Genomic DNA, 11717 nt, shown 5'->3' on the forward strand with positions numbered 1-11717 from the left:
GTTTAACGGCTGTGGCGAGTAACCATTTTTAAGTGTGGGCATTTGGCAATTTAACAGGAAGTCTTTTACTGACAGTGCAATAAATGATAGTGAGTGCTTACTATATTTAAGGTAACCACTATATCGAGCATAGGCCAGTGACAATAACAACCACTATAGCGAGTATGCTCCCCATTTCTGCTCCCAATTAACAACCACTGTAGCGAGAATATCGCATTCATCAGCGCCAATATCCGATCATTAACTGAACGCTTTAGCGATAAAACAACCTGATAACCACTGTAGCGAGTAGTTTACCCACCCTGGATGGACAAAAGGGAGATGAAAAAGCGCGGTAACGGAGGAGATAACCACTATAGCGAGTAGAGTAATGACACCGATTCCCCTGCCCAGCCTGCGTGAATACTTCATGACGGCCGTACTTTCTGTGCTGTGATCAGGTAAGTAACCACTATAGCGAGTGAACATTGGGTCTCATTCTGGCTATTACGCTTTTGAGGCCGCTCTTCCGGGAGAGACTAACCACTATAGAGAGTAAACACAGCACCGGACTCAATTCAGGTCCTGCCGATGGAGAGTAATGAATAGCGCGATTAGCCCTGTTCAGACAGGCGTTACGTATGTTGCTGTCGTGCTGGTAACCACTATAGTGAGTAACGTTACTCGCTACAGTGGTTATTGTCTTTCAGCCCGGCGTTCCCGATAAGAGATTGAAAGCGGAGTAGCATGCATGCTAGCAGAAAGCGTGTCATTGCTTCTTCTGCTTCCTGATTTTGTTCAGTAGCTCTTTTTCTTCACGCGAGACCATCACCAGCTCACTGCTATCCTCTTCAATCACCGGTTCAGGCAGGCTGACGTCAATTACGTCGGAATCGATATCAAGATCGTCAAACTCATCCATCTCATCATCGATCAGGCCTGACTTACTGAGCGGCAGTTCGGCCGGGCGCAGCTTAGGATGACGATAATGAACCCAGAAGTAGACTGATGAGCCACGTCGGGTTTCGGTGTAGTCGAGATAGCCGATCTCTTTTAACTGCTCCATGGCCTTTCTGACGGTGGCATTCTGGGTAATCACACGCGATGTCAGGTTAAGTCTTGCGCGCAGACGCGCCATAGATATCGGCGCAGGCTTCGGCGGAAGGCTTTCAATGAAGGTGTAGAGCGCCTGAGCAGACTCTTTGCGTGCCAGCTCATTGATGGCTTTAAGCTGCAGCAGAACCTTTCTGTCGAACTGATACAGCTCAAAGATCTTGGGATCGGCCTGCAGCGTTACCGTGTCCTTCTTGATGCTGTATTTCGCAGACTGCACCAGGTGCGTTGTGTAGTTCTCTCCGCCCTTGCTGGTAAAAGTCAGGGTGTTAGAGGCAATACGCGTCAGCGAAGCATCCAGACGGCTCCTGAGCTTCGAGGAGAGACGCACTGAGGGTATGCCGCATAGTTTGGCAAATTCAACGAAAGAGAGCGTTACCGTGTCTCCCAGACACTCATGCGTAGCGAATGCACGAATGATCCCGACCCAGGTTTTGAAATCATTATCCATATCCAGGCGGGCACCCAGAATCTTAATGTTGTCATAGCCTTCTGACCTGACCAGGGATAACTGTTTAAGATCCTGGGTCACATCCATGGCGTTCATCTGGTTTTTCTGACTGCGCGCTGTGGATTTTAACGTCGGAACAAATAAACCGAGTCGCATCAATGCTACCGGCTGGACGGTGTTGTTACTGTTGGGGGTAAGAGTAACAACTTCACCTGTACGTTTATCTGTTTCGCTAAACGCATCAGCTATGTTCAGGATATCTGGTTCTTTTCTTGGCATTAGGAAGATCCGTGATGTGAACAGGCGAGAGCCGCTGTTACTCGATACAGTGGATACTATCACTCACTACAGCGGTTAATCTACTTACCATAGTGGTTATTTCTCTCGATATAGTGGTTGTTTTACTCGTTATAGTGGTTAGCGACCCGGCTTTAACGTAGTCATACCGTGGCCTGAGGCGGTGCTGGGATCTTTAAGGAACTTAATAAGGATCTTAAATGGATCTGTTATTGGATCTATTCAGTGGATAACCTGAGAAAACTAACTGAAAAAGAGTCGAGCCACCGCCCTCCCCCTTTACTGGATCTCCCTCTTTCATCGCAAGCACCCTGGAAGAAGCCGTCATCTACGCATAATCAGGGTTATGCACACCGATTCAGGCCAATTACTCGCTATAGTGGTTGTTGAGTACTCGCCAGCGCGGTTGCTTTTCTCGCTATAGTGGTTGTTATACTCGTTATAGTGGTTATTCTTCTCGCTACAGTGGTTACTGACCCCCTTCCAGGCCTTGTGTTACAAGGCTTCAGACGCTGCAGGGATCTGTTAAGGATCTCAATTTGATCTATTGAGGATCGACCAATTGGATCTGGCCTGTGAATAACGGGGATAAAACACACAAAACAAAGAATTAGCTGAGAGTCCCGGTCAGAAGTGATTTTCACCTTCAGTTCTGAATGTGCGGTTTATCAGAAGCACATCTGTGAAGGTCTTTTACTGCTAAAACGATCTAACGCTGAGCATAGGTAAGACTGGAATGTTGCATACACCTATAACCATTAAATCTTTAGGGTTATAAGTTTAAATCAGGCCTCAGAAAATCGGTCAGTGAAAATACAGAAAACTCACCATGATGTTAATCGCCTATCTATTTGATAAATAATGGATTATTTTTTATTTTCATGATGAAAACACCATAAGATTCTTACTTAACGTAATATCTTTGTTTTGTCAGTACTCAGAATCTGTCAGACATACTAAAAAGGCACTTAAAATAACTTTCCCGGAAGAAATTAATAAGGTGCCAGTGAAGGAACAACAGGAAGAACGACAGTAAGAAAAATGCGTTCGGCATAATAACTTAAACTAATAAATAGGCTTAGCGTGAATGAAGTAATTTCAGGAATGTAAGAATGACATGAAGATGAAAAGATAGTATCCGGATCTGAATCAAGCACAGCAGAGCGTTAATTCTGACTGTCCGGCATAGCTACATTATGGTGACTTGCCCCAATTAATATTGCTCTAAGCCTTGCCGCATTAAGCCTGTTCTCTACTCCTACTCATGCTCTTAAATCGGCAGTCTTAACTCTTACATGATTTTGATTCGTGACATCACATAATGATGAAGGGAATTAAATCCCTATCTTTTCTGGATTAAGCCTTGCAATAAAAACCCTATGCGGAAAAACGCCTGACATTATGTTGACAGGCAGCAACGCAGATTATGAACGCTACATAATGACAAGGCATAAAAGGTATGGATTTGGAAGCAGTGATCTTAATTTAGCAATGATAGCGGTAACGATTACTTGCGTACTTTACCATTATGCCTACTCCTTCAGGTTCAAAAGCACTGTAATAGCTTCTGAGTAAAACTCTACGTCAGCAATAAATGTTGAGTGAAAGTACATTAATCCTGGAAATTTTTCACCAGGGCATTTCACACGTAATTAAATGATTTATAATAACTTTTATTGAATTTTCATGCTGAAAACACCATTGAAAACACGAAAACAATTTAACGAGCAACCTGCAGACTGGCAGATGATTTATCAGAATCGGAATGCACCGCTCCGAATCATTAGTCCTTAAAATATTCGTTTAATGTCGCCATTTTAAGTTCTCTGTCTCAACCAGCCTGTAAGACAAAAAAGCAAAGCGATTCACTTTCCAGTGATTCACAAAAGTAATACTGCTTGCATCTCACCATCGCGGAGAAAAAATCCAGGTTTTTGGCATTTTTCTAAAAAATTGGCAGGTATGTGCTTTTTGTGTAGTATGCAAAAAACATTAACGCAGAGGGGCTTATGAAGCGTGATTATGGTGGAGTGCTGGAAATGGCCACACGTGCCAATTCCATGTTACATGGACTGAGTAACCATATTGAGCAGCAGCGTCAAGAATTTAACCAGACCGGTTTTTACCAGACCTTCTCCCGGAATGCTGTCGCCAACATGCCATTGCTGAGTAAGCATGCTGTTGTCGCCGCAATTGGTGATATGGAAGCAGCAGGTTATCAGTTTGGGAAAAAACAGACCGGCAGCACCTCACAATATGCCCTGACTATCCAGAATGTGGTCGACATCTATCAGCATCGTAAAGTACCGAAATATCGCGATCGGCACGATGGCCCCTTTGTCGTATTCGTTGTCAGCCTTAAAGGTGGTGTCTCAAAAACAGTGAGCACAGTCACGCTGGCCCACGGTATGCGTGCACATCCTTCTATGTTACATAATGACCTGCGTATTCTGGTTATCGACCTGGATCCACAGGCATCAAGCACGATGTTCCTGAGCCATACCAACAGTGTCGGTTCAGTTCTGGAGACGGCAGCGCAGGCGATGCTGAACGATCTGGATGCTGACCAGCTTCGTAAGCAATTCATTAAACCTACTGTCATGCCAGGCGTTGATGTGATCCCAGCCTCTATCGACGATGGTTTTGTTGCAAGCGACTGGGAAGAGCTGGTTGCTGAGCATCTGCCAGGCGTTGCGCCTTCGGAAGTACTACGCCGCAACGTGATTGATCGTCTGGCGGGTGACTACGATTTTATCTTCCTTGATACCGGACCTCACCTTGATTCATTCATGCTGAATGCAATTGCGGCCAGTGATGTACTGCTGACGCCGACGCCCCCGGCACAGGTCGATTTCCACTCCACCATGAAGTATCTGACGCGTCTGCCTGAAATGCTGGAGCGTATTGAGTCCGAAGGCATTGAGCCACGGCTTAAAGCCAATATCGGCTTTATGTCCAAAATGACTTCTAAACACGATCACCTGACTTCGCAAAGCTATGCCAGGGAAGTGTTTACTAAATCGATGCTGGACTGCAGCCTGCCGCGACTGGATGGATTTGAACGCTGCGGCGAATCCTTTGATACGGTGATCAGTGCCAATCCCTCCTCTTATCCGGGCAGTGCGGACGCTCTGCGCAAAGCTAAATATGAAGCCGAGCAGTTCTCAAGGGCTGTGTTTGACCGCATTGAATATATCAGGAGTACCTTGTGAGCAAACCTATACAGCGCATCGGGCGCAAGTTTGGTGATTCTGCTATCGCAAACATGATCGACAGCAGCAGCCAGTCGCGCACATTTACGCTGAAGTCGGGCGCGAAGGCCACCTTTGTGCGCCAGCTAATCCTGCATGATGATATTGAAACCAGAACCAGCGTTGACCCAAAAATCAACGGACGTGACCAGAGCACGCTGACGCCGGAATCGCTTCAGGAGATCACCCGTACTATTACGCTGCAGCAATTTTTTCCGGCTATTGGTCGTGTCAACGGTGACCGGATTGAAATCATGGATGGTTCGCGCCGCCGCGCCGCATGCATTCTTACCGGTGCCAGTCTGGAAGTACTGGTCACCGCTGATGAACTGAGCCTTAGTGATGCGCGTCAGCTGGCTGCGGACATTCAGACAGCAAAAGAGCATAACCTGCGTGAATTAGGCCTGCGCTTTATGCTGATGAACGAAAATGGCATGAGCAAAACAGAGATTGCTAAAGCAGAAGGCATCTCAAACGCAAAGGTCTCACGTGCGTTCCAGGCCGCAGCCGTACCCGCTGAATTTATTGAACTCTTTCCGGTCGTATCAGAGCTGACACTTCAGGATTACCAGCTACTGCTCGATGTCTGGGAAGAGGCGAAAGCGGAAGCGGTTGATGTCACCGCGCTGGTCAGCGATATTAAGCAAACGCTTAAAGCTGATGATTCCCTGCTAAGCGCCAATGCGGATGAGAAGAAGAGCGCGATTCTTAACGGCTTTAAAAGCGCCCGTCGTCAGTTAAAAAAACCTGCACCCGTCAGCAAGACGGTGACGGAAAAGCTGGCTACTTTTACCACAGCTAATACCTATGCGCGTCGTAAAACTAATGATGAGAAGCGCACTGTGCAGTATGAATTCAGCCGTCTGCCAAAAGAGATTGCTGAACAGATCGACGCGTCAATCAGACAGATACTCTCCACATTAAAATAATCCTCTTTACGTTTTTGATACCAGAACCGGCCTCTGTGCCGGTTTTTTAATTCTTTCCTCCACCGGCCTCCCGACAGTGCAATCCGCATCTTATCTCTTCGCCTGATAACGACTTCTGTTAATTACGCATCATTTCCGCAGGGTAATACTTGAACTCAGCACGGTTTATCGCTATAGCTAAAACGGTTTAGCTATCAGGTTTAATCAGAGGAGTTTTTTATGTCTGTACGCGTATGGTGCCTCGGGGATGCCGTGGTTGATTTGCTTCCCGAAATGCCGGGTCGCCTGATGCAGTGTCCGGGTGGGGCGCCCGCCAATGTCGCCGTTGGAGTTGCCCGTCTGCAGGGAAAAAGCGCTTTTATCGGGCGGGTAGGAGATGATCCCTTTGGTGAGTTTATGCGGCAGACGCTCATTGAAGAGAAGGTTGATACCCGCTACATGATCGCTGATACGCAGCACCGCACTTCAACCGTGGTGGTCGGATTGGATGACCATGGCGAACGTTCCTTTACCTTTATGGTGAGGCCGAGTGCTGACCTGTTTCTTGAGGCGCAAGATCTGCCCGTATTCCGGCAAGGGGAGTGGCTGCACTGCTGTTCCATCGCCTTATCAGCCGAACCTTCACGCACGGCGACCCTGACTGCCATGGAGCAGATCCGGGCAGCAGGCGGGCATGTCAGTTTCGATTTAAATCTGCGTCATGACCTCTGGCCCGATCCGGAACTGCTGCATGCGGTGGTGAACGAGGCGCTGAGCCATGCGGACGTGGTTAAACTGTCCGACGAGGAACTCAATTTTCTCTGTCCGGATCAGGAACCGGCTATCACCATGCCGCAGCTGGCAGTGCGATTCAGCATAAAATTATTGCTGGTCACGCGGGGCAGGGAAGGTGTGATCGCCTGCTATCAGGGCCAGCTATACCACTATGCTACTTCGCCCGTGGCCAGCATCGACACCACGGGCGCAGGTGATGCCTTCGTGGCCGGATTACTCTGGGGGCTGGCTAAGTCGGGTCTTCCTGCCGATGAATCGCAGCTGGCCATCTGCCTTACCAGTGCACAACGCTGCGGTGCACTGGCAACCACGGCTAAAGGGGCCATGACAGCACTTCCGCGGCTCCACCAGCTGGACCACCTGTCAGGCTGATTATCTTATTGCCCCTGTTTTGGGAGCTATCTCACAATCACTAAACCGGTTTAGCTATTTTCATTGCGCAGGGAAATTACCCGTGGCTATGATTTGCGCCTAAACCGGTTTAGCAAAAAATCCGGTGGTGATAGCCTCTCTTCAGGGACATAAAAAAATGAAAAAAAGCACGTTAGCAGTGAGCCTCTCAACGATATTACTTTCTACATCAGTCTGGGCTGACTCCAGTATGAGCAGCATTGAAGCACGCCTTGCGGCCATGGAGCAGCGACTGCAGGCAGCCGAGCAGCGAGCGAATGCAGCGGAAACCCGCGCACAGGTCGCGGAGAAACAGGCACAGATGGCTGAGAAGCAGGCACAGCAACTGGCTGCCGTGCAACAACAGACCCAAAACTCCACCGCTGAGGTCGCGCAGCGCACCGCGAAACTGGAACAAAAATCAGCCGATGAAGGTGGCTTCGAGTTCCACGGTTATGCCCGTTCAGGATTGCTGATGAACAGCTCGGCCGCCAAAACTCAGGGTGGCCCGACCGTTACCCCTGCCGGGGAAACCGGCGGTCACGTTGGTCGCCTTGGTAATGAACCGGATACCTACGTTGAGCTCAACCTCGAACATAAACAGACGCTGGACAACGGCGCCACCACCCGTTTCAAAGCGATGCTGGCCGATGGACAGCGCACCTACAACGACTGGACAGCCGCCAGCAGCGATCTCAACCTGCGTCAGGCGTTTGTCGAGCTCGGGCAGCTTCCCACCTTCAGCGGCGCATTCGATAACGCCACGGTCTGGGCCGGTAAGCGTTTTGATCGCGATAACTTTGATATTCACTGGATCGACTCCGATGTGGTGTTCCTTGCCGGTACCGGTGCCGGTATTTACGACATGAAATGGAGCGATCAGGCGCGCAGTAACATTTCCCTTTATGGTCGTACCTTTGGCGACATTGAAAACAATGAAAACACTGCGCAGAACTACATCCTGTCGCTGAATAACTTTGTCGGGCCGGTACAGCTGATGGTCAGCGGTATGCGGGCCAAGGATAACGACGATCGCCGTGACATCGACGGCCTCAGAGTCAAAAGCGATGCGGCAGAAACCGGCGTACATGCGCTGCTTGGCCTGCATAACGACAGCTTTTATGGGCTGAGAGAAGGCACGTCGAAAACTGCACTGCTTTATGGTCATGGACTGGGCGCAGAGGTGAAGTCGATTGGTTCTGATGGCGCACTGTTGCCGGAAGCGGACACCTGGCGTCTGGCGAGTTACGGTATTACCCCGCTGGGCGGTGGCTGGCACATTGCACCTGCTTTACTGGCTCAGCGTAGTGACGATCGTTACGTCAAAGGTGACAGCTATGACTGGGCGACAGTCAACCTGCGGCTGATTCAGGAAATCACCCAGAACTTTGAGATGCAGTATGAAGGCTCTTATCAGTACATGGATCTGCGTCCCGAAGGCTACAACAACCGTAATGCGGTCAGCGGCAGCTTTACCAAACTCACCGTTGCGCCAACCCTGAAAGCCGGTGATGTCGGTGACTTCCTCAAACGTCCGGAAATTCGTCTCTTTGCAACCTGGATGAACTGGGATCACCGGCTGGATAACTATGCCAGTGACGACGCTTTCGGCAGTAAAGGATTCGATGCCGGTGGCGAATGGAACTTCGGCGTACAGATGGAAACCTGGTTCTGACCGGGCGGCCCCGGATGCCGGGGCCAGAGATCAGGATGGATAAAAACATAACAAGATTGAGGTGTGTATGGACTATGTAAAAATATCGCGGGCATTGCTGCCCCTGCTGGGTGGTAAAGAGAACATCGCCAGCGCTGCTCACTGTGCCACCCGGCTGCGGCTGGTGCTGGCCGATGATGAAAAAGCGGATACCACCGCGATTGGCCGGATTGAGGGCGTTAAAGGCTGCTTCCGCAATGCGGGCCAGCTTCAGGTTATCTTCGGCACCGGCGTGGTGAACAAGGTCTACGCTGCCTTTATCGCCGAGGCGGGCATCAGTGAATCGAGCAAATCTGAGGCCGCTGATATAGCCGCACGTAAGCTTAACCCTTTCCAGCGCATCGCCCGCCTGTTGTCGAACATCTTTGTGCCGATCATTCCGGCGATTGTGGCATCAGGTCTGCTGATGGGCCTGCTGGGGATGGTCAAAACTTACGGCTGGGTCAATCCGGAAAATGCGCTCTATATCATGCTGGATATGTGCAGCTCGGCGGCCTTTATTATCCTGCCGATCCTGATTGGCTTTACGGCTGCCCGCGAGTTTGGTGGTAACCCGTTTCTTGGTGCGACACTGGGCGGCATTCTCACTCATCCGGCGCTGACCAACGCCTGGGGCGTCGCCGCCGGTTTCCACACCATGAACTTCTTCGGCATTGAAGTGGCGATGATTGGCTATCAGGGCACGGTGTTCCCGGTGCTGCTAGCGGTCTGGTTTATGAGCATGCTGGAAAAGCAGCTGCGTCGGGTTATCCCGGATGCGCTGGATCTGATACTGACCCCGTTCCTGACGGTGATTATCTCCGGCTTTATTGCGCTGCTGATTATCGGTCCGGCGGGTCGTATGCTGGGTGATGGCATCTCCTTTATTCTCAGTACGCTGATTGCGCACGCCGGCTGGCTGGCAGGACTGGTGTTTGGTGGACTCTATTCGGTGATTGTGATTACCGGCGTCCATCACAGCTTTCACGCTATCGAAGCCGGACTGCTGGGCAATCCTTCCATCGGCGTGAACTTCCTGCTGCCTATCTGGGCGATGGCGAACGTGGCTCAGGGCGGTGCCTGTCTGGCCGTATGGTTTAAAACCCGCGATGCGAAGATCAAAGCGATTTCGCTGCCTTCAGCGTTTTCCGCGCTGCTGGGGATTACCGAGGCGGCTATCTTTGGTATTAACCTGCGCTTTATGAAACCCTTTATAGCGGGTCTGGTGGGTGGCGCGCTGGGTGGTGCCTGGGTGGTGTCGGTCCATGTTTATATGACTGCGGTCGGGCTGACCGGTCTGCCGGGCATGGCGATTGTCCAGGCGGGCTCTCTGCTCAACTATGTCATCGGCATCGCAATCGCGTTCACCACTGCGTTTGTGATCTCTTACCTGCTTAAATACAAAACGGATTCTGAATAATGGCCTCATCAACACGTCTTGCCGCCATTCTGCAGGCGGTGATGCAGGGTATGCCAAAGGCGCTCAGCGACAGCCACTACCCTGGCTGGCATCTGGCACCGGTAACCGGCCTGCTAAACGATCCCAATGGCTTTATCCATTTCGACGGTGAATATCATCTCTTCTATCAGTGGAACGCCCTGGAGTGCGCGCATCAGCAAAAATGCTGGGGACACTGGCGCTCAGCCGATCTGCTGCACTGGCAGCATCAGCCCATCGCCCTGATGCCGGACGAGGAGTATGACCGCAGCGGTTGTTACTCGGGCAGTGCGGTAGACGATAACGGTGTACTGACGCTGATCTACACTGGCAATGTGAAGTTTGATGATGGTTCGCGCACCGCGTGGCAGTGTCTGGCGCAGCAGAACAGCGCGGGCGGTTTTGACAAACTCGGTCCGGTTATCGCCGTACCGGAGGGTTACACCGGCCACGTTCGCGATCCCAAAGTGTGGCGTCATGAAGATTACTGGTACATGGTGCTGGCCGCGCAGAATACCCAGCTGCAGGGCAGGGTGCTGCTGTTGCGTTCTGATAATCTGCGCGAATGGCAGAATCTCGGCGAGATTGCAGGCAGCGAACTGGGCGGGCTGGACGCCGCTGGCTACATGTGGGAGTGCCCGGATATGTTCACCCTCGGCGACAGCACGTATCTGATCTGCTGTCCGCAGGGTGTTGTGCCTGAAGAGAAACGCTACCTGAACAGTCACGCCTGCGCCTGGCTCAGTGGCTCGCTGGATTATCAGCAGCCTGCCTACCTGCATGGCCCGCTGAACGAAATGGATGCCGGGTTTGAATTCTATGCACCACAAACCACGCTGACCGCTGACGGCCGGCGTCTGCTGGTGGGCTGGATGGGAACGCCAGACGGTGAAGAGATGGCCCAGCCAACCGTGGCGCATCACTGGATCCATCAGATGACCTGTCTGCGCGAGCTGAGCTCCCGCAATGGTCGGCTCTGTCAGCAGCCGATTGCAGAACTGCAGGCGCTGCGGGAGAGGGAGCTGCATTATCAGGGCCGCGCCGATGACGCGCCGCCGATTGCCGCGCAGCGGCTGGAGCTTGAGCTTGAGCTGGAGAGCCTGGGCGATATAGAACTCAATTTCGCCGATACGCTGATCCTGACGTGGCAGCAGAATGAACTGCGGCTTGCCCGTCGCAGCCTGGTATCGGGTCAATGGACCTATCGTTACTGGACAGGGGCTGCACGCCGGTTGCAGATCCTGTGTGACCACTCCAGCGTTGAGATCTTCATCAACGACGGGGAAGGGGTGATGAGCAGCCGTTATTTTCCGGACCATCCGGCGATGCTAACCCTGCGCGGTCGCGCAGAACTGCAGGCCCGCTACTGGTCGTTACGTCGCTGCATGGTAGAATAAGCCCT

Annotated in this window: 7 protein-coding genes; 6 read left to right on the top strand and 1 reads right to left on the bottom strand. The window is 51.3% G+C overall.

Going from position 1 to position 11717, the window contains the following annotated elements; translation table 11 throughout:
* Positions 1-748 precede the first annotated feature (748 nt).
* The gene (locus tag HFD95_RS18155) at positions 749-1822 is read right to left on the bottom strand and encodes a RepB family plasmid replication initiator protein (RefSeq protein WP_010256943.1); all 1074 of its coding nucleotides are present in this window, start codon (positions 1820-1822) and stop codon (positions 749-751) included.
* A 2027-nt stretch (positions 1823-3849) separates the two neighbouring features.
* On the opposite strand from HFD95_RS18155, the gene HFD95_RS18160 reads away from it, so the two are divergent.
* The 6 genes from HFD95_RS18160 to HFD95_RS18185 all read left to right on the top strand — a co-directional run bounded on the left by HFD95_RS18160 (position 3850) and on the right by HFD95_RS18185 (position 11712).
* On the top strand, positions 3850-5052 hold the full coding sequence (locus HFD95_RS18160) for an AAA family ATPase (protein WP_010256940.1): 1203 nt from the start codon (positions 3850-3852) through the stop codon (positions 5050-5052).
* On the top strand, positions 5049-6020 hold the full coding sequence (locus HFD95_RS18165; protein ID WP_010256937.1) for a ParB family protein: 972 nt from the start codon (positions 5049-5051) through the stop codon (positions 6018-6020). The genes HFD95_RS18160 and HFD95_RS18165 overlap by 4 nt, the downstream gene beginning before the upstream one ends.
* Positions 6021-6239: 219 nt before the next feature.
* Positions 6240-7166, top strand: coding sequence for an aminoimidazole riboside kinase (locus HFD95_RS18170; protein WP_167430579.1), 927 nt, complete (start codon positions 6240-6242; stop codon positions 7164-7166).
* 157 nt (positions 7167-7323) lie between these two features.
* Positions 7324-8859: a carbohydrate porin gene (locus tag HFD95_RS18175; RefSeq protein WP_064689869.1), complete on the top strand. Its 1536-nt coding sequence runs from the start codon at positions 7324-7326 to the stop codon at positions 8857-8859.
* Positions 8860-8926: 67 nt separating this feature from the next.
* Positions 8927-10297 (top strand): sucrose-specific PTS transporter subunit IIBC, encoded by a 1371-nt coding sequence (locus tag HFD95_RS18180; protein ID WP_010256928.1) that lies wholly within the window; start codon positions 8927-8929, stop codon positions 10295-10297.
* A complete protein-coding gene (locus HFD95_RS18185) occupies positions 10297-11712 on the top strand; it encodes a sucrose-6-phosphate hydrolase (protein WP_167430580.1) in 1416 nt (471 codons plus the stop codon). The genes HFD95_RS18180 and HFD95_RS18185 overlap by 1 nt, the downstream gene beginning before the upstream one ends.
* Positions 11713-11717 lie beyond the last annotated feature (5 nt).

Source organism: Pantoea sp. EKM10T (genome assembly GCF_011800685.1).
Classification (GTDB): domain Bacteria; phylum Pseudomonadota; class Gammaproteobacteria; order Enterobacterales; family Enterobacteriaceae; genus Pantoea; species Pantoea agglomerans.